Source organism: Mycobacterium paraterrae (assembly GCF_022430545.2).
GTDB lineage: Bacteria > Actinomycetota > Actinomycetes > Mycobacteriales > Mycobacteriaceae > Mycobacterium > Mycobacterium paraterrae.
Genome location: NZ_CP092488.2, coordinates 5428996 through 5450197, shown reverse-complemented (window position 1 = coordinate 5450197; position 21202 = coordinate 5428996). Strand labels below are relative to the sequence as shown.

Sequence of the window (21202 nt, the reverse complement as noted above, 5' to 3'; positions counted from 1 at the left end):
CACCCGGGTTGTCGGCCCCCGAGCGGGTCAGCTCTTCGACGGAGTTAATTTTGCCGCTCCGGAAAATTCTCGGCCGTCCGCCGGAAATCGGTTGATCGATCCCCGTTCCGGCAGCACCGTTTCCGACGTACCTCGCGGCTCGGCGGCCAGTATTCGACAGCTGTCAAAGTGGCCACGACATGGATTTTCGCATTGAACAAGCGTTGAATGTGTGCCGAAACATGCACTGCCGCAACCGATGGAGTCGCCGGTAAACCCCGGCGAATTAGGTCGGACCGCCGGTACCGAAGTTGGCCCCACACGTTGACAGTGAACGATCGTTTTCTTACTCTCGAGTAAGCTACGCCTGAGTAAGTTTTTTGTAACCGCCGAAAGGGGTTCGGTCGCATGGGCACGCAGCAAACTCGCGGTGAACGACGTCCGAGCCGATAACCCAGGGCTTCGAGGCGAAGATGCAACTACGCGAAAGCAGTGCACGGGTCATCGGCGAGGCGGACATGACCGTCGCCTCGTTTCCCGGCTACGGCCAACTAGACCCACTGTCTGCGTGTGCGGTGGAGGAGTGGGTCCACCGCGGCAGCATGCTGCCGGTGGAGGACATTCCGCTCGCCGCAATCCGCAGTTCCTACACGCCGCGAAAGACCAAAGCCAACGAAAGCCACATCCAGGTGCTGGCTCAGTCGCCGCTGCCGCTGCCTCCGATCGTGATTCACCGCGGATCGATGCGGGTGATAGACGGGGTGCACCGACTGCGCGCCACCGAATTGCGGGGACACAGCACAATTGCGGCCCGACTCTTCGAGGGTAATGACGCAGAGGCTTTCGCACTCGCCGTGCATTTGAATGTCACACACGGTCTTCCGCTCACGCTCGCCGAGCGAAAAGCGGCCGCACAACGGGTTCTGCAATCTTACCCGCATTGGTCAGACCGGTCTATTGGATTAATCGCGGGAGTGTCGAATAAAACGGTCGGAAAATTACGCGGCTGTACAACCGAGGAAATCTCCCAGTTGAACCCCAGGCTCGGGCGCGACGGAAAAATCCGACCGGTCAGTCCGGCCAACGGCCGGCACCGCGCCGCCGAATTCCTGTCGATGAATCCGCGAGCGTCCCTGCGCGAAATCGCGCGTAAGGCCGGCGTATCGGTCACGACAGCGCGCGATGTGCGCCAGCGGATCGGCAAGGGCGAAAGCCCGCTGCCGGACAACCTCGCCAAGCGGGTCGGTCAGGTCGCCGCGTCAGCCGTCGGCGCGACTACCGCCCCGGTGCCGTCGCCGCTCGCGACTCCATCCCAGGGCTCCCGTAACGTCCCGGAGGGCCGCGGTCGCGACCTCCTGCAACGACTCAGGAACGACCCCTCAGTCAGGTCGTCCGAGCGTGGGCGGGCGTTGTTGCGGCTGCTGTCCACGGTCGTGGTTGCGATCAGCGCCTGTGAAGAATTCGCCGACTCCGCACCGGCGCACTGCGCGGGTACCTTCGCCGAGATAGCCCGGAAAAACGCCCGCGCCTGGCAGGGGATCGCGGAGAAATTCGAAGCCAACGCGCATTGAGCCGATGGCCCAACGCTTTTAGAAGCCGGACGCCCCGATGGCGAGAAATGCGCAGCCGATCACCGCTAGCGTGATCGCGACGTCGCGGCGGCGCCGCGACCGAATCCATTCGTGCAGCGCTGTTACCGCCCTCGCGGTCGGCCCGGGCGCCACGAGGTAGGCCACCAGTGGGATCTCCACCAGCGCGAAGGCCACCACGTTGAAAGCGACCAGAACGGCCACCTGGGTCAGCGCCGCGGCGCCGGAAGCCAGGATCACCGCCAGCGCGGCCAGGTAATCGACCGACGGTAGCGCAATGCTGAGGCCCGCGACTCCGGCGACCGACAGCGAATCACCGCGCAGCAGCCGGGTCGCCGGCGCGGCCAACTTCGCGGGGCGCGAGCCCAGCCGCGAGACGAGGTCGAAGCCGACGATCGCGGCGATGCCCAGCACGACGAGCCCGATCAGGAATTGCATCCTGGGCACCGTCACAACGGAGGTCCCCGTCACAATTCGCCGAAATACAAAAAGGACAATCAAACCGACGGTGGTGCCCATGACGAAACCACCACACAAAAACGCAAAGAGCTGACGTGCGGGGCGGGGCCTATTCAGCATCAGGACTGTCATGCCAATACGAAATGGCTCGACACTGACGGCAAGCGCCATTATCAGGACAGTTGCCAGCATGAGCCGATTCTGGTGCTGCGACCCGTGATCGGGCTAGGCGTCCAACCGTGCGAATTCGCTCTGGCGATACAACTCGACACAGGCCTGCCGACGAATTTTGCCGCTCGTCGTGGTAGGGATCGAGCCAGCCGGGACAAGAACGACGTCGCTGACGTTCACGCCGTGCGCGTTGGAGATAGCCGATGTGACCTCGCTGCGGACTCCGCTCAGCCGGTGCGCCAAATCCTCGCTGGCTTCGCCGCGCTTTTTCTTGACCTCGATCACCGTCACCAGCTGCTCACTGCTGTCCGTCTGGACCGAGATCGCGGCCACGCGTCCGTGCGCGATCTGCTGGATCGTCGCCTCGATGTCCTCCGGGTAGTGGTTGCGGCCACGGATGATCAGCAGATCCTTGATGCGGCCGACGATGAACAACTCGCCTTCGTGGATGAAGCCCAGGTCGCCGGTGCGCAACCACGGGCCAGCCGGGGTCCCCGGTGAGGGCTCGTTGAGCGTCGCGCCGAAGCAGGACTGCTCTTCCGGTGATTTGTTCCAGTAGCCCTCGGCGACGTTCTCGCCGTGCACCCAAATCTCGCCGATCTGGTCCTTCGGGCATTCGCGGTACGTCTCGCTGTCGACGATCCGCAACTGCGGCGACTGCGGAATGCGGTAACTGACCAGCGCGGAGCCCTCGCCAGGCGCGCACCGCTCGACCTGACCGACACCGAGCTCACCGACGTCGAAGGTCTTAATCGGCTGGTCTTCATGCCAGACGCCGGTCGCGACGAACACCGTGGCCTCGGCCAAGCCGTAGGACGGACGCATCATCGTGTCGGTGAAGTTGAAGTGCGAGAAGCGGTCGACGAAGCGCTGCAAGGTGGCCGGTTCGACTCGCTCGGCGCCACTTATGATCCCCAGCACGCCACCCAGGTCCATGCCGGCCAAGTCGGCGTCGGTCGTCTTGCGGGCGGCCAGATCGAAGGCGAAGTTGGGCGCCGACGACCATGCGTGGACGCTCTTGGCCATCGCCTGCACCCAGCGCGCCGGCCGTTCGAGGAAGGCCAGCGGGCTCGACAGTTCGGCGTGGTATCCGCCCAGGATCGGTGCGCACACGCCCAGCACAAGGCCCATGTCGTGGTAGAAGGGCAGCCACGACACGATTTCCGCGCCGGCCGGGACCTTCGAGCCTGCGAAGAAACTGCGCATCAGCTGCTCGAAATTCACCGTCAGATTGCGGTGCGACATCATCACGCCGGTCGGCGTCCGCGTTGAACCCGAGCTGTACTGCAAGTAGGCGATGTCCGGAACGTCGCCGACCGCAAAACTCGATCCGCCCTCGGCGTCCAGATTCAGCGAGTCGATGGCGACGATCTTCGGAGCGGTGTCCATTCGTGACTGGTCGACGTAGTCCCCGACGTCCTCTGCCGCGGACGTCGTCGTGAGCACAACCGAAGGTGAGGTGTCGGCGAAGACCGCACCGACCCGGTCGTAGCTCGAGCCGCGATGCGGGAGCGGAAGCGGAACGGCGATCAGCCCAGCCTGCATGGCCCCGAGAAACGCGCGGATGTAATCCAGTCCCTGCGGCGCCAGAATGACCGCCCGGTCGCCGGCCGTCCCGTGCGCACGGATCTCCCGCGCCACGCTCAGCGTCTGGCGGGAGAGCTGCGACCAGGTCAGAGTCTCCCGGACGCCCGCATAGTCCTTCTCGTAATCGGTGAACGTGAAGGCGGCGTCGTTGGGCCGCATGCTGGCCCGACCGTGAAGCATCGAGAGGATGGTCGATTGAGACATATGTCGTCCGTCACTTCGTATCGAATTGAGGATTCGCCAAGCAGAGGTCAGTTTGCCGATTCGCTAGCGCCGTGCGAAAGCACCGACAGGGCACCGCTTAACGCCTGGGATAACGGATCCGCACCGCCGCCGAATGTCGCTTGGTTCGTCGGAGCGGTGACCACTGCCGGATCGAAACCGTGCACCGGGTCCACCTGAACCGGCGCCGTCGCCGGATCGTCGTTCCTAATGTATCCCGCATTGACTCGCGGGATAAGTATCGCGTCGAGCTTGTTCAGCGTGTCTTCGGGAATGCCGATGTACTTCAACGGCATGACCAGCGGAAGGTGCTGCTGCGGAACCATGATCGTGGTGTCCTTGGCGCCCCGCGCGTTGATGGTGGTCTTGATGTTCTGCGGCGGCACCATGCTGGCATTGGTGAACGCCACCGCGGTGTGGCCGGTAGCCAGACCCATCAACGTGTTGGCGAACGCGAACATGTTGTCCGGACGGTCCGGAAAGTCCGCGATCGAGTCGTAGGCAGCGACGAACCGGTTGGTATCGTACTGGCTCACGTATTCCGGAGTCATGACGAAGTCCAAAGCCGGCACGTTGGCGCCAACCGGGTAGGTGGCCCGCAGGAAGCTTTGGCCCCATGCATGGCGTCCGATGGGGTCGCCGAAGGTGGCGAAGTTCAAAGCGTTGGGCGGCGGAGCGTCGGGGGCCGAAGCCAGCCGCAACTGCTCACCGTCGACCACGAAACCGCCCTCGGACAGGCCGATCGCCGTGCCGGGGCGACCGGTGGTCCGGATCGCGCGGTCGAGGTTGTCCACACCCTCGGCGACCGATTGGCCGACGCTCGGGCCGTCCAGGCCAACGCCCGGGAATTGCTGGTCGACCTTGTCGATGTCGGGTTTCAGGCCGGGGAACAGATGCGCCAGCACGTGACCCTGGACCTGGCCGGCCGGATAGCGGACGATCTGACGCTGCTGACCCGGGAACCACTCCGCGCCCTCCATGCGGATGTAGTTGTCGTAGGGGACACCCAGCACGTGCGCGCCGCCGAGGGCGTAGGCGGTTTGGTCGCCAGGCGCTCCGGGGGAGGGCGGTCCGCTGATTTCCGGGCCGTCGGCCGAGGCGGTGCCGACGCTGAAACATCCTGTGGCGCAGACGGTTACCAGCGCCGATAATCCTGCGAGCAGTTTCTTCATGCCTACACCTGACCCCTTGGGTTCGTTCCGTAGTGTCACATACATAGCGGGTGTTCGCTAACTGGCGTCCGGCTGTGCGCGGCCGCCGGTCAACCGCCGCGGCACCAGACGCGAGGGCCACCAGTTCGCCTGTCCCATCAGCGCGGCGATCGCCGGGACCGTGATCGTGCGGACCAGGAAGGTGTCGAGCAGGATGCCCACGCCGATCACGAAACCGCCCTGCACCACTGTCCCGATGCTGGAGAACAGCAAGCCGGCCATCGACGCGGCGAAAATCAGTCCCGCCGCGGTGATCACGCCGCCGGTCGAACTCAGCGTGCGGATGATGCCGTAGCGCATGCTGTGCGGCGACTCGTCACGCATTCGCGACACCAGCAGCATGTTGTAGTCGGCCCCTACCGCGACCAGCACCACGAACGCCAACGGCGGCACGCTCCAGTGCAACTGCTGCCCGAGCAGGAACTGGAACACCACCGCGCCGATGCCCACCGCCGACAGGTACGAGATGACGACGGAGGCCACCAGGTACAGCGGCGCGACGATCGCCCGCAGCAGCAGGACCAGCGTCAGCAGTACCACCAGCAGGGTCACCGCGATGATGAACCGGATGTCGTGCTGGTAGTAGTCGCGGGTGTCTTTGAGGCCGACGGTGTAGCCCGACATCGAGATCTGAGCGTCGGACAGCGCGGTGTTGGGCTGCGCGCCCTTAGCCGTCGTCAAGATCGCGTTGACTTGGTCCATCGCCTCGGTGCTGAACGGGTTGAGCTTGGTCTGCACCAGGTAGCGCACCGAATGGCCGTCGGCCGAAATGAATACCTTGGCGGCGTCCTGGAATTCCGGCAGTCGCAGCAACTGGGCCGGGATGTTGAACCCGCCCATCGAGGGGTGCGCCGCGTCCTTTTTCAGCGACAGCAGGAATGTCGCCGACTCGCTGAGCCCGGCGCCCAATTGCTTGACCTGGTCCACCAGCTGATTCACCGCGTCGGCGATCTGCCGGCTGCCGCCGGCGAACTGGTTGGCGCCGCCCTGCAGCTGATCCAGGTTCGCCTGCAGGCCGCCGGGCTGGTCCATGCCGAGAGTCTTCAGCACGCCGGTGAGCTTCGAGATCGACGCGCGCATCTTGTCGGTCGACGCCTTGAGCTGCTTCTTGTCCGGGTAGTCGCCCATCTGCCGAGCCAGGTCGTTGATCGCGTCGATGTCTTCCTGGTTTTGCGCACCCAGCAGTTGCTCGAATTCGCCGCGGGTGTTGCTGCACGACTCGTCGGCGTCGCAAACCGGGTTGCCGTGCAACGCGTTCAACACCGGGCCGACCCACTCCACCAGATTCTTCGCCCCGGTGTAGTTCCAGCCCATCTTGTTGCTGATCGCGTTCACGTGGTCGACGAGTTGGGCCGCGAGGTCGACCTCGTGGACCAACGTCTCGCCGCTGTACTGGTCTTTGGTGGACTTGAAGGTGCTGTCCAGTTCCTGGACGCTGGCGGCGAGTTCGCCGACCTGGCCTTGAACCTGTTCGAGCTTGTCGGCTAGCGTCACCGAACCCTCGGACAGCTGGTTGAGGTCGTTGGTGTGGTCGTTGATCAGCGTCGAGCCGCCGGCCAGAAACGACCCGATGGCCCCCGCCTGATACGTGGCACGGAACTGCTCCGGCACATTTCCGGTGGGCCGGGTGATGCCGCTGACCGCGGCGACGTTCGGCAGTTGGCTGACGCGGTCGGCCAGCTGCTCCAAGTCGGCCAGAGCTTGGGGATTGCGCAGATCACGCGGCGACTGGATGAAGATGTACTCCGGAATCGACTGGTTGACCGGGAAGTGGCGGTCCAGCGCGGTGTACCCGATCGAGCTCGGAGCCGAAGCGTCGAGCGCCTTGCGGTCGTCGTAGTTGTAGTGGACCAGCCCGGCGCAGCTCGCCAGCAGGGCCAGCACGATCAGGCTGGCGACCAGGTGGGTCCGCGGCCGTCGCACGATGCGGATGCCGGACCGGCGCCAGAACCGCGCGGTCAGTTCGCGGCGTGGCTTGACCCAGCCGCGTGGGCCGGCGAGCGCCAGGATTGCCGGCAGCAACGTCACCGCGGCCAGGAACGCGACAGCGACACCGATCGCAGAAGCGATGCCGACGGTCTGGAAGACGCCCATCCTGGCGAAGCTGATCACCAGGAAAGTGATGCCCACGGTGCTCGCGGACGCCGTGATGACTTTGCCGATCGAGATCAACGCCTTCTTCAGAGCCGGCTCGTGCGCCTCACCCATCCGCAGATAGTCGTGATACCGGCTGATCAGGAAGACGGCGTAGTCGGTTCCGGCGCCGGCCATGATGGCGCTCAGGAAGACGATCGACTGGTTCGAGACGCCGGCACCCGTCAGGAAGGAATAGGCGGCCACCACCGCTTGTGCAATCACCAGCGACAGGCCGATGGTGATCAGCGGCAACAGCATGGTGATAGCGCTGCGATAGACGATCAGCAGCACGATCAGCACCATCACGCCGATGGCCAGCTCGATCGGCATCCGGTCTTGCTGGCCGGCGACGGTGAGGTCGGCGACGGTGCCGGCGGGCCCGGTGAGGTTCGCCTTCAATGTCGTGCCCGCGACCGTGTGTGTCACCGCGTTGGTGATCTGTCTGAACGCCTCGTAGGACCGCGGCGTGCCGAGTTCGCCGGCCACGCCGACCGGCAACACCCACGCCTTGTTGTCCTTGCTGGTGACAATCGACTTCAGCGGCGGCGTGCTGATGAAGTCCTGCAGCATGACGACGTTGCGGGTGTCCTTGCGCAGCGTGTCGACCAGGGTGCGATAGGTCTCTTCGTCGGCAGGGCTGAGGCCCTTGTCGTCGGTCAGCACCACCAGCAGCAGGTCTTCGGAGCCCGCTTCGTGAAACGCCTCGGTCATCTTGCGAGCGGTGACCGCCGAAGGCGCGTCGCTGGGCAGGATCGCCAGCGGATGCTTCTCCGACATCTCGTTGAGTGACGGGAACGCCAGCGGCAGCGCCACCGCGATCGCTATCCAGGCCGCGATCACCAGCCAGGGCCATCGCACCACGAAGTCAGCTAGCCGTCGCATGTCAGTCTTCTCCCCGCTCGGCGCGGTCGTCCGCGCCCCTTGGCGTCACCCGCCGACAATTCGTCACGTTGCGTAATGCCGTGGCGTGCCCACCCGGCAGATGCGTACTTCGGACAGGCCTCAGCCATCGCATGGCCCACCTCAGGCGACGCGTCCCCAATGTCCGCTGTCGGCGACTCGCGTACACACAGACTTCATTGCCTCCATGTAGCGGGTGGCCGATTTGAGGGCGATCGGATTGTCGGGATGCATGATGGCCATCACCGTGCCCTCTTTGTAGCGGAAGATGTAAATGGTCAGCTGGTAGGAGAAACGCCCGTCGGGATATATCCCGATGTTGTCGGCCAGCCCCATGTCGCCTGCGGCGAGGATAGCGTTCAGCGGCGCGGCCCCGCCGTGCAGAAAGTTCGACACCGGGAAATTGGGCTGCGGCCACTTCAGCCACGGCGCCAGTTCCAGCACGCGGTAGTACGGCACCCGGGCCATGTCCAGACCCGAGTCGAAGGAAGTCTGTGCCGCGTACGCCGCTTCGTTGAACGAGGTCGCCGCGATCGGCACGGTGATCGGAATCAGGCCGGTGAACCAGCCCTGGGTCATGAAGTTGTCCGCGCCGGTGCGGGAGTCTCGCGGCGTGAGGCCGTAATAGGTGAGCGCACCGGTGAATTCGTGCTCCACCAATCCAAGGCAGGCGAACAAACCACCGACGAAGCGTGCGCCGGCCGTACTGCATGCCGCTTCGAACCGTTCGGTTTGCGCGTCGGTCATCAAGAGCTCAGAGGACATCTCGCTGCTGTGTGTCTTTTCCGGGTCGCCCAGCGGGAGCGGAAATTCCGGGAAGCCGCCATTGCAGTTCTCGGCGAAATCGATCCAGGCCTGGACGCCCGGCGAGTCCAGCGTCAGAGCCGAGGTGGCCTCGCGTTCACGGACGCAGAAATCATCGAAGCTGCCGGCGTCGGGAAGTTCGAGTGCCTCACCGCCACTGCTCAGCGCGGCATACATCCCGTTGGCTTCCATCATCGTGGTGCCGATCAACGTCGCGTCGCCGTGTACGTGGTCCATCGCCACGAAGAACGTGAACTGGCCTTCGCGTTGCACGATTCCGAACGTGAAGCACCCCCATTCGAACGGATTCGGTATGGCGGTGGTGTGCTCGCGGATTTCGTCGACCGCCATGTGGCCCTGGTCGACCGGCTCGAATTCGATGTCGGCCGGATCGGTGATCGTGTGCCTGATGAATTCGCCGTCGTCGGTGCGCTCGAACCAGCTGCGGAATGTGTCGTGCCGGCGCAGGTAAGCGTTCAACGCGATGTTCATCGCGGCGATATCGCACTCGCCCTTCGCGTCGCAGCTGGCGATGATCTGCCGGGAGAAATTCAATCCCGCTGTAGTCCGTTCGTAGTAATTACGTAAGTGCTGGCTTTGCATGTAACTCACCGGCACTGAGCTCACCGGCGCCTGACGTGCCTTCTCCGCAGCGGCTGTAGTCGGGTGCCATGAGGTGACGGTGCCCGGGGTCAGCGTCCACTCGCTCAGCGAGCCGACCGTAATTTGCCCGATGCGCAAGTGAACTTCCTCCTCAGTTGAACGGCACAGGACCGGCCGCTGGGTGCTTGCGGCGAGACCAAGATAGCCCGCTCGGCTGTGAGTGTCGCCCGCTGTAATCGGCGTGTACGCCCGCCATGACGGGTTTTCAATGTCAAGGGCTGTGCCTATTGACATAAACCGTCCCGGCGTGCGTCGGAACGGGTTCGGCCATACCGTGCGGTACGGTGCGCGTTATCCGGCATCGCCGCCGGAGTGGTACTTGCAATCCTTGGCCGCGACGGCAATTCTGTTGCGCATCCGGGCCGCAGGCGGCGACCGAATCTTTCACAGTCCCCAGATCGAGAGGACGACCATGGCATCCGAAGGCCAGCAGCCACCTAGTTTCGCGATCGTCGGCTACGCCGCACGTTTTCCGGGGGCAGCCGACGCCGACGAGTTCTGGGATGTGCTGCGCGACGGTCGCGACGCGATCTCCGAGGTGCCGGCCGATCGTTGGGATGTCGACGAGTTCTTCGACCCGGACCCCGACACACCGGGCAAGGTCGCCACGCGCCGCGCCGGTTTCGTCGACGACGTGACGGGATTCGACGCGCCCTTCTTCGGTATGTCTACTCGCGAGGTTCGGATGCTGGACCCCCAGCACCGGCTGCTGCTCGAGACGGCGTGGCGTGCAGTGGAGCATTCCGGAACGGCGCCAACATCTTTGGCGAATTCGAACACCGGGGTGTTCGTCGGCCTGGCCACCCACGACTACCTCGGAATGGCATCGGGTGAGCTGACGTTCCCCGAGATCGAGGCCTATATGGCGATCGGTACCTCCAACGCCGCCGCGGCGGGCCGGATCAGCTTCCGGCTGGGCCTGCAGGGACCGGCGGTCGCCGTGGACACCGCGTGCAGTTCGTCGCTGGTGGCCATCCACCAGGCCTGCCAGGCGCTGCAACTCGGTGAGTGCGACCTGGCGCTGGCCGGTGGCGCCAACGTCCTGCTCACCCCGGCCACGATGATCACCTTCTCCAGCGCGCACATGCTCTCACCGGACGGCCGCTGCAAGACCTTCGACGCCGCCGCCGACGGCTACGTCCGCGGTGAGGGTTGCGGCGTCATCGTCATCAAGCGGCTCGAGGACGCGATCAACGCCGGTGACAACATCCGGGCCGTCATCCGTGGCAGCGCGATCAACCAGGACGGCGCGTCGGGTGGTCTGACGGTGCCGAATGGGGTTGCGCAGCAACGTGTTATCGGCGAGGCGCTGAAACGCGCAGGGTTGATGCCCGCCGACGTGGATTACCTGGAGGCGCACGGAACCGGGACGTCGCTGGGTGACCCGATCGAGGCCCAGGCCGCCGGCGCGGTGCTCGGCGAGGGCCGCGCGGACGGCGACCCGCTGCTGATCGGTTCGGCCAAGACGAACATCGGCCACCTGGAGGCCGCCGCGGGCATCGCCGGCGTCATCAAGGTCATCTTGTCGCTGGAAAACGAAATGCTGCCGGCGCACCTGCACTTCGAGAACCCGTCGCCGCACATCCCGTGGGACCGGCTCGCGCTGGAGGTGGTCAAGGAGGCCCGGCCGTGGCAGCGCAACGGCAAGCCACGCATCGCCGGCATCAGCTCGTTCGGGTTCGCCGGCACCAACGCCCACGTCATCCTCGAAGAGGCGCCGGCGACCCCGGCTCAGGTCGTGGACGCTCCCACCGACCAGGGTGCGGACAAGCGCTTTAACATCCTGCCAATCTCGGCGCGCACGCCGGATGCGCTCGTGCAGATCGCCGACCAGTACCGCAGCTGGTTGAACGCACACCCGGAAGCCACCTTGGCCGACATGTGCCTGACCACCGGCGTGGGGCGCGCACACTTCGAGCACCGCGCCGCTTTGGTAGTCAATTCCATGGAATCTGCCAGCGAGCTGCTCGGTGCCCTCGCCGACGACCGCCCGGCGCCCGGCCTGGTTCGCGGCATCTCCGACACCCCCCCGAAAACGGCGTGGCTGTTCACCGGCCAGGGCAGCCAATACCCGGGCATGGCCCGCGAGTTGTACGACACCGAGCCGGTTTTCGCCGAGACGCTGGACCGCTGTGCCGCTGCGGTCGCCGACGTTCTCGACAAGCCGCTGCAGGACGTCATCTTCGAGGTCGACAGCGTCGACGCCGAGGAAACGCTGCGACAGACCACCTACGCCCAGCCCGCCCTGTTCGCGGTCGAGATGGGCCTGGCCCGGCTCTGGCAGTCGTGGGGCTTCGAGCCCGCCGTGGTGTTGGGTCACAGCGTCGGCCAGTATTCGGCGGCTTGCGTCGCCGGGGTGTTCAGCCTGGAAGACGGCGCGAAGCTGATGGCTGAGCGCGGTCGCCTGTTCGGCAGCCTGCCCGCCGGCGGCCGGATGGTCGCGGTGTTCGCTGCCGCCGAGCGCGTCGAGCGTCTCACCGATCAGTTCCCGAGCCTGTCCGTTGCCGCCTACAACGGCGCCAACACCGTGTTGTCCGGTCCCGCAGGCGATCTGGAGAAGGCCGTGTCCACGCTGACCGCGGACGGCGTGCGCTGCGATTGGCTGGAGACCAGCCACGCGTTCCACTCCGCACTGTTGGACCCGATCCTGGACGAGTTCGAGAAGTTCGCGGATGGCTTCAGCTACGCCTCGCCGCAACGGATTCTGGTTGACAACCGAACGGGCGCCGTAATCGGCCGCAGCCAAAAGCTGGACGGCAACTACTGGCGTCGCCATGCGCGTCAGCCGGTCGAGTTCGCCAAGAGCGTGCAGACGCTGTCCGACTTGAGCTGCAAGGTGCTGCTCGAGATCGGCCCGCAGCCGATCCTCACCGCCGCGGCCCTGCGTGCCTGGCCCGACCCGGCCACCACGCCGAAAGCGATTGCGTCGCTGCGCAAGAACACCGCCGACCACCGTCAGATCATCGAAGCCCTCGCTGACGCCTACGCACTGGGGCATCTGCCCGACTTCGGTGCCGTGCAGCACGGGTCGGCGCGCAAACTCGACCTGCCCACCTATCCCTTCCAGCACCGTCAGTACTGGTTCCGCGAGAACCGGGAGATGCCGACGCAGCAGTCGCACGTGGCGTCGACCAGCGAAACGGTCCGGTTGCTCGAAGACGGCAAGATCGAGGAGCTCGCCGCGTTGCTGGGCAGTTCCGGCGACGACGGTCAGACGCGTAGCGTGCTGACAAAGCTTGCGGCGCAACACAACCGACAGCGCAAGACCAAGTCGATCTCCGATGCGCGCTACGAATTCCGCTGGGACAAACTCACCGCCGAGGCGCCCGGTCCGACCGAGTCGGTCACCTGGCTGCTGATCGGCGACGACGGCGATGTCGTTGCCCCGCTGGTCGAGGCGCTGACCGAGGGCGGTCAGAAGCACCGGATCATCGGATCGCCGGCATCCGATGCCGACGAGCAACAGCTCGTCGCCGCTTTACGGGCCGCGGCCGAGGAGTCCGCCGCGCTGCGCATCGTCGACTTCTCGGCGGTCGATTCCGACACAGTGCCGTCGCAGCATTCGCTGGCGCGCGTACAGCATCAAGTGCTGGGCGGAACCCGACGGCTCTTCCGAGCCGCGGCGGCCGCCGAGCTGCGCGTCCCGATCTGGGTGATTACCCGTGGCGCGCAACGTGTCTCGGACGCCGACACCGTCTCGCCCGAGCAGACCGCCGTATGGGGATTCGGTCGTGCGGCGTCGCTGGAACTGCCGCACTTGTGGGGTGGCCTCGCCGACGTGTCGGAGGGCACCGCCGACGAGTGGTCACAGGTGGTCAATCAGGCGGCGGCCGAACAGCGTCGCGAGGATCAGTTCGCGGTTCGCGGGCAGGCCGTGTACGTGCCACGGCTGGTGCGGCGGACCGGGCAACCCAGCTCGGCGCAGCTGGCACTGCGCGAAGACGCAACGTATCTGGTGACCGGTGGGCTGGGATCGATCGGCCTCGAGATCGCCGGATACCTGGCCGCGGCCGGCGCCAAGCATCTGGTGTTGACCAGCCGCCGCACCCCGAATGAACTCGCCCAGAAGCGCATCGACGCGCTGAGCGAGGAGCACGGCAGTGAGATCTTGGTCATCACCGCCGACGTCGCCGAGGCGGAAGACGTCTCGCGGCTGCTGTCCACCGTCAAGGCCGACCTGCCGCCGCTGGCCGGCATCGTGCACGCCGCCGGTGAAATCGACACCACTCCGCTGGCGGAGCTCACCGATGCCGAAGTCGACCGGGTCTTCGCCGGGAAGGTCTGGGGCGCCTGGCATTTGAGCGAGGCGGCAGCGGATCTGAGCCTGGACTTCTTCGTCACCACTTCGTCGATCGCGTCGGTGTGGGGCGGATACGGCCAAAGCGCCTACGGCGCGGCCAACGCCTTCCTCGACGGGCTGACGTGGCGGCTGCGCGAAAAGGGCATCGCCGGTGTGAGCGCGAACTTCGGTCCGTGGTCGGCCGGTATGGCCGACGCGGACTCGCGGGCCAAGTTGGCCAAACGCGGCATCAAGACCCTCTCGCCCGCCGACGCGCTGGCGGGCTTGGCAGATCTGATCGCGGTCGCCGGCGACCAGGGTGCCGCATCGGGTGTGGTGGCCCGCATCGACTGGGCGAAATTCCTCCCGCTGTACCAGAACGCGGGACGGCGGGCGTTCCTCGCCGAGCTGGAGCGCGAGGTGCCCGCCGCGGCGGCGCCGGTCACGACGGCGTCGGGCAAGACCGAACTGGTCGAGCGGCTGACCAATGCGCCTGTGCAGCAACGCCGTAAGCTGATGTCGGACTTCCTGCGCGATGCGGTTGCCGACGTGACCCGGGTCGACCCGTCCGAGATCCGCGAGGACGCAGGGTTCTTCGACCTCGGCATGGACTCGCTGATGGCCGTCGAGTTGCGCCGCCGCATCGAGCAGAACGTAGGCAAGGAGATCCCGGCCACGCTGGCGATGGATCACCCGCGCCTGTCGGACACCGTCGATTACCTGCTCAGCGACGTGCTCGCGCTGACCGAGCAGAAGGCCGGTCCGGCGGTGGCGACCGCTGTGGCCCGCTCCGACGAGCCGATCGCAATCATCGCGGTCTCGTGCCGGTTCCCGGGCGCGCCCAACCCGGAGGCGTTCTGGGAGCTGTTGTCCGGCGGCGTCAACGCGATCCGCGAAGTGCCGGAGGACCGCTTCGACATCGACGAGTTCTACGACGCCGACCCCGACGCCGCGGGCAAGACCTACACGCGCTTCGGCGGTTTCCTGGACGGCATCGACGGATTCGACCCCGAGTTCTTCGGTATCTCGCCCCGCGAGGCCGTGTGGATCGAGCCGCAGCAGCGGTTGATGCTCGAAACGGTCTGGGAGGGGCTGGAAAGGGCCGGTTACTCGCCGGCATCGTTGCGGGGCAGCCGAACCGGCATCTTCGCCGGTGTGGCCGCCAACGAATACGCGCACCTGCTGTCGGCCGAGTCGATCGAAAAGATCGAGCCGTACTTCATCACCGGTAACGCGCTCAACGCGATCTCCGGCCGGGTCGCCTTTGCACTCGGATTCGAGGGTCCGGCCGTCGCGGTGGACACCGCGTGCAGCTCGTCGCTGGTGGCCGTCCACCAGGCGGTGCAGGCATTGCATTCCGGTGACTGCGATCTGGCGCTCGCGGGTGGTGTCAATGTGCTGCTGAGCCCGGTGACGGTGGTCGCCGCCTCCCGCGCCCGGATGCTGTCGCCGGTTGGACAGTGCAAGACGTTCGATGCCTCGGCCGACGGCTACGTCCGGAGCGAGGGCTGCGGAATCCTGGTGCTGAAGCGGCTCAGCGACGCCCAGCGTGACGGCGACCGGATCGCTGCGGTGATCCCCGGCAGCGCCGTCAACCAGGACGGCGCGTCCAGCGGTCTGACCGTGCCGAACGGTGGTGCGCAGCAACGGCTTATCGCGACCGCGCTGGCCCGCGCCGGACTGTCCGGCGGTGACGTCGACTACCTGGAGGCGCATGGCACCGGGACCCCGCTCGGCGACCCGATCGAGGTGCAGGCGGCCGGCGCGGTCTACGGCGCATCGCGTGAGACCAACCGTCCGCTGCTGATGGGCTCGGTGAAGACGAACATCGGTCACACCGAATCAGCTTCCGGCGCAGCAGGTCTGATCAAGGTCGTGCTGTCGCTGCAGAACGGTGTGCTGCCGCAGAGCCTGCACTTCGACAACCCGTCACCGCACATCCCGTGGGGCTCGCTGCCGGTGAAGGTCGTCGACAAGTCGACGCCGTGGGAGCCCAACGGCCGTCCGCGCCGGGCCGGGGTGAGCTCGTTCGGATTCACCGGCACCAACGCCCACGTGCTGATCGAAGAGGCGCCGGCACCTCAACCCGTGACCGTCGACGAAGAGCCGGTGGCAGAGGTTGTCGCAACGCCCGATTCGACTTCCGAGACGGTCCATGTGCTGCCGCTTTCGGCGCGCTCCCCGGAGGCGCTGGTCGAGTTGGCGCAACGCTACGGCGCGTGGCTCGACAGCCACCTGGAAGCCGACATCGCCGAGGTGTGCCGCACCGCCGGCGTCGGCCGCTCGCACTTCGAGCACCGCGCCGCCCTGGTAGTGGATTCGGCGCAGACCGCGATCGACGGCCTTACCGATCTGGCCGCGGGCCAGCTGCGTCCCGGCGTCGTGCGCGGTGAGTGCACCGACCGCCCGACGACGGCATGGCTGTTCACCGGGCAGGGGAGCCAATACCCGGGGATGGCCCGCGAATTGTTCGACGCGGAACCGGTATTCGCCGAGACGGTCAAGCGTTGCGCCGACGCCGTCAGCGAGCTCCTGCCGGAGTCGTTGCTCGACGTGATCTTCCAGACCGACCGTGAAACGGGCGGCAAGGCCGGCGAGCGCCTGAAGCACACATCGAATGCGCAGCCGGCCCTGTTCGCCATCGAGATGGGCTTGGCCCGCCTGTGGCAGTCGTGGGGCCTCGAGCCCGACGTGGTGTTGGGCCACAGCGTCGGCCAGTACGCCGCCGCGTGCGTCGCCGGGGTGTTCAGCATCGAGGACGGGGCCCGGTTGATGGCCGAGCGTGGCCGGCTGTTCGGCAGCCTGCCGGCCGGCGGACGGATGGTGGCGGTGTTCGCCGACCCCAAGCAGGTCGAGCAGGTCGCCGCCGACTACCCACGGGTCTCGGTGGGCGCCTACAACGGTCCCAACACAGTGCTGTCGGGTCCCGGCGACGACCTCGAGCGGGTGGTGGCCACGTTCACCGAGGACGGGGTGCGCTGCACCTGGCTGGAGACCAGCCACGCGTTCCACTCCGAGCTGCTGGAGCCGGTGCTTGACGAATTCGAGACGTTTGCAACCCAATTCGAGTTTGCGACGCCGACGTTGCCGCTGGTCTGCAACCGGACCGGTGCGATCCTGACGGCCGAGACCCCGCTCGACGCGCAGTACTGGCGTAAGCACTCGCGCCAGCCGGTGCAGTTCGCCGAGAGCGTGCGCACCGTCGCTGCGCTGGGCTGCTCGGTGCTGATGGAGATCGGACCCCAGCCGGTGCTGACCGGTGCCGCGGTCCAGATCTGGCCCGAACACCTGGCCGCGCCGCGCGCGATTGTCTCGCTGCGCAAGGGTGTTTCGGACCGTCGTCAGATCGCCGATGCGTTGGCCAACGCCTACGTCAGCGGCCACCGGCCGACGTTCGAGACGCTGTACCGCCAGCACGGACGCCGGCTGGAATTGCCGACGTACCCGTTCCAGCGCCGCCGCTTCTGGCCCAAGAGCTCGGCGATCACGGTCGACGGGCCGGCGATGTCCGGGCTGCTCGGCAGCGGAAAGGATCTGGCCTCCGGCGATTCGGTCTACACCAGCCGCCTGTCGGTCAAGTCCCAGCCATGGCTCAACGACCACGTCATCTACGGCACGGTCGTGGTTCCCGGCGCCACCTATGCCGCGATGGCTCTAGCCGCCGTCGGCACGCCGGCGCACGTCAAGGAAGTCTTCTTCTACGAGCCGATCATTCTGCCGGAGAAGGCTTCTCGTGAGGTGCAGCTGACGCTGAGCCCGCTGGAGGAGGGCTGGAAATTCCAGGTACACAGCCGCCCCTACGGCGTCAAGGACGCCGACTGGTCGCTGAACGCGGACGGGACCGCCATCGCAGGTGTCGGTCCAGAGCCGGAGGCTGCTGAAGACGGGGCGCCGGAGGAGGCCATCGACACGGCGATCGAGCGGATGGAGCGCATGCGTCCGCAGGAGCTGTTCGAGACCTTCGACGACATGGAACTGTCGTGGGGCCCGAACTGGTCCGGATCGCTGAAGTCCCTGTGGCTCGGCGAAGGCGAAGCGATCGGCGACATCTCGGTCGGCGCGGAGTTGGCCGAGAACCTCGGCACCGAGCCGATGCACCCGGTCCTCATGGACCTGTGCACTGGTGTCGCCTTCCCGGCGTTCCCGGCGCTACGCGCCGCAGAACAGGGCGTCAGCGGGCTGTTCCTGCCACTGCGCTACGAGCAAGTGACGCTGAAAGACAAGATGCCGCGCAGGTTCTACTGCCGGGCCAAGTGGCACACCAGTGACCTGGACAGCGAAACCCAGGTGTTCGACCTCGATTACCTCGATCGAGACGGCCGCAACCTGGGTGGGATCCGGGGCTTCACGGTCAAGCGGGCACCGCGAGAAGCGTTGCTGCGTGGGCTCGGTGGCGACACGACCCGCTTGCTGTACACGCTCGGTTGGCACGAAGTGCCGCTGGCGCCGAGTGAGGAGGCCGCCACCCCGAGCGGCACCTGGCTGGTCGCCGGGTTCGGCGAACTGGCGGCAGCACTACCGGGCTGCATTCCATTCGACCGCACCGACGACTCCGAACTCCTCGGCCAGGTGTTGGCGCAGGCGCACGACAAGGGCATGCCGTACACGGGCATCGTCTGGCGCGGCTGCGGCCCGAAGAGCGCAGAATCGACCCCAGAGCAGATTACGCGGCTGGAAGCCGAGATCGAGAACCTGCTCAGCGCCGTGCACACCGCGCAGGCCGACAACTCGATCAAGCTGCCGGGCGGGCTGTGGATCGTCACCGAACGCGCAGTGGCCACCGAATCCGGTGAGCCGGTCGACGCGGTGCAGTCCGCGCTGTGGGGTCTCGGGCGCACCATTCTGAACGAGGAACCCGGGCTGCGCAGCAAGCTGATCGACGTCGACGGTTCGCCGGAGGCCGTGAAGCTGCTGACCGGCCTGCTCGCCACGCCCGTGGATGAGCCGGAACTGGCTCTGCGCCAAGGGAAGGCGTTGGCGTCGCGGTTGCTGCAATGGTCGCGCAGCGGTCACCTCAACGTGCCGCGCGCCGACGACTACGCCCTACTCCCGACGGAGCGCGGCGCGATCGACAACCTGCGTCTGACCGAGAAGCAGGTCGAGCCGCCCGAACCGGGCTACGTGCAAGTAAGGGTCGAGGCCGCAGGCCTGAACTTCCGCGACGTGCTCAACGTGTTGGGCCTCTACCCAGGCGACCCGGGCCCGGTCGGTGGTGACTTCGCCGGTACCGTCACCCAGCTGGGCGAGGGCGTGAGCCATGTCGAGGTGGGTCAGCGGGTCTACGGGTCGATGCAGGGCGCGTTTGCCAGCCGCTTCAACGTCCCGGGCCAGTTCTTGGCGCCGATCCCGGACGGGGTGAGCGCGGTCGAAGCCGCGACGATTCCGGCCGCGGCGCTGACGGTGCGGCTGTCGTTCGACTGGTCGGGGCTGAACCCGGGCGACAAGGTGCTCATCCACGCCGCCAGCGGTGGTGTGGGGTTGGCCGCCATCCAGATGGCGCAGCAGCACGGCGCGGAGGTGTACGCCACGGCGAGCACCTTCAAGCGGGCGACGCTGCGCAAGCTCGGCGTCAAGCACGTCTACGATTCGCGCACAACCGATTTCGCGGATCAGATATTGGCTGATACCGGCGGCTCGGGTGTTGACGTGGTGCTCAACTCGTTGACCAGCGAAGGGTTCATCGAAGCGACGGTTCGGGCTACCGCCAAGAATGGCCGTTTCGCCGAGATCGCCAAGCGCGACATCTGGACTCCCGAGCAGATGGCCGAGGTCCGGCCCGACATCGCCTACGAGATCGTCGCGTTGGACACGGTGATGTTCACCGAACCCGACCGCATCCGCGACTTGTTGACCGAGGTCTCGGACGGGTTGGCCAAGGGGGAGTGGAAGCCGCTGCCGGCCGAGATCTACCCGCTGACGGAGGCCAGGACGGCGTTCCGCCGCATGCAGCAGGCCCGGCATATCGGCAAGATCGTCTGCCAGATGCCGAATCCGCTTGCGCCACGGCCGGATCGGACCTACCTGATCACCGGTGGGCTAGGTGCGATCGGTCTGCACACGGCGTCCTTCCTTGCGCAACGAGGGGCCGGTGACATCGTGCTGACCAGCCGGCGTGAGCCGGACGCGGAGGCGCAGCGAACGATCGAGGACATCGCCGAGCGGTACAAGACTCGAATCCACACCTTCTCGGCCGATGTCGGCGTGGAGTCGGACGTCGAGAAGTTGCTCGAGCGCATCCGGACCGAGCTTCCACCGCTCGCGGGTGTCGCGCATCTGGCCGGTGTCTTGGACGACGCACTGCTCAACCAGCAGGAACTCGACAGGTTCCGAACCACGTTGGCGCCTAAGGCTTTCGGCGCTATTTATCTGGACCGGTTGACCAGAGAGGACAAGCTCGACTTCTTCATCGTGTCCTCGTCGGTGTCGAGCTTGCTCGGGCCGCCCGGACAGGCCAACTACTCGACGGCCAACGCACTGCTGGACGGGCTGATCGCCGAGCGCAAGGCGCACGGGCTGCCGGGCACCGCGATCAACTTCGGTCCGTGGGGTGGCAGCGGGATGGCGTCGTCGGAGGCCGCCAGCTCGAACATCAGCGCGCAGGGCCTGCTACCGCTGGACGCCTCGGGTGCTCTCGGCGCGATGGCCGAGGTCGTCGCCAACGGCACCGGGCAGGCGACGGTGTTGAAGGCCAACTGGGCACGCGCGGCAAAGGTGATGGGCAGCTCGCGGCCGCCGATCCTGGATCTGGTGTTGCCCAGCGAGATGGCCGAAGTCGTGGACAGCGAATTGCTCAAGCAACTGCAGGAACTGCCGGTGTCCGAGCGGGCCACGTTCATCACCGAGTTCCTGCAGCGCGAAGTGCAGGGCTTCCTGCGGCTCGCCCAACCGCCGGCACCGACGAGCCGGTTCCTGGATCTGGGCACCGACTCGCTGATGGCCGTGGAGCTCCGCAACCGGCTGCACAGCCAGTTCGGCGGCAAGTTCACGATCAACGCCACCGCGGTGTTCGACTACCCGACGATCGGCGGATTGGGCGAGTACCTCGCGGCTCAGATGCCGGACGCGGAAGGCGAAGCGCCGGCAGTGGAGGCGGCCGCGCCCGAAGCCGACGGCGAAGAGCCGTCGACCAACGGATCGTCGAACGGCTCGCACTCCCCGGTAGCGGAGTCGGAGCCCGAGCCGGCCGAGCAGAGTTGACGGGA

The 21202-nt window shown here is 66.4% G+C and carries 7 protein-coding genes; 2 read left to right on the top strand and 5 right to left on the bottom strand.

The window, feature by feature from the left end:
* The first annotated feature begins 452 nt into the window (after positions 1–452).
* Positions 453–1550, top strand: coding sequence for a ParB/RepB/Spo0J family partition protein (locus MKK62_RS26085; protein WP_240263037.1), 1098 nt, complete (start codon positions 453–455; stop codon positions 1548–1550).
* A gap of 18 nt (positions 1551–1568) precedes the next feature.
* On the opposite strand, the gene MKK62_RS26080 is transcribed toward MKK62_RS26085, so the two are convergent.
* The 5 genes from MKK62_RS26080 to MKK62_RS26060 all read right to left on the bottom strand — a co-directional run bounded on the left by MKK62_RS26080 (position 1569) and on the right by MKK62_RS26060 (position 9799).
* Positions 1569–2219, bottom strand: a complete 651-nt coding sequence (locus MKK62_RS26080) for a GAP family protein (protein WP_240263038.1) — start codon at positions 2217–2219, stop codon at positions 1569–1571.
* Positions 2220–2252: 33 nt separating this feature from the next.
* Positions 2253–3989, bottom strand: coding sequence for an AMP-binding protein (locus MKK62_RS26075; protein WP_240263039.1), 1737 nt, complete (start codon positions 3987–3989; stop codon positions 2253–2255).
* A gap of 47 nt (positions 3990–4036) precedes the next feature.
* Complete coding sequence (locus MKK62_RS26070; RefSeq protein ID WP_240263040.1) at positions 4037–5179, bottom strand: PE-PPE domain-containing protein; 1143 nt, start codon at positions 5177–5179, stop codon at positions 4037–4039.
* 57 nt (positions 5180–5236) lie between these two features.
* A complete protein-coding gene (locus tag MKK62_RS26065; protein WP_240263041.1) occupies positions 5237–8236 on the bottom strand; it encodes an MMPL/RND family transporter in 3000 nt (999 codons plus the stop codon).
* A 141-nt stretch (positions 8237–8377) separates the two neighbouring features.
* A complete protein-coding gene (locus MKK62_RS26060; RefSeq protein WP_240263042.1) occupies positions 8378–9799 on the bottom strand; it encodes a condensation domain-containing protein in 1422 nt (473 codons plus the stop codon).
* 334 nt (positions 9800–10133) lie between these two features.
* On the opposite strand from MKK62_RS26060, the gene MKK62_RS26055 reads away from it, so the two are divergent.
* The gene (locus tag MKK62_RS26055; RefSeq protein ID WP_240263043.1) at positions 10134–21197 is read left to right on the top strand and encodes a type I polyketide synthase; all 11064 of its coding nucleotides are present in this window, start codon (positions 10134–10136) and stop codon (positions 21195–21197) included.
* The last annotated feature ends 5 nt before the right edge of the window (positions 21198–21202 follow it).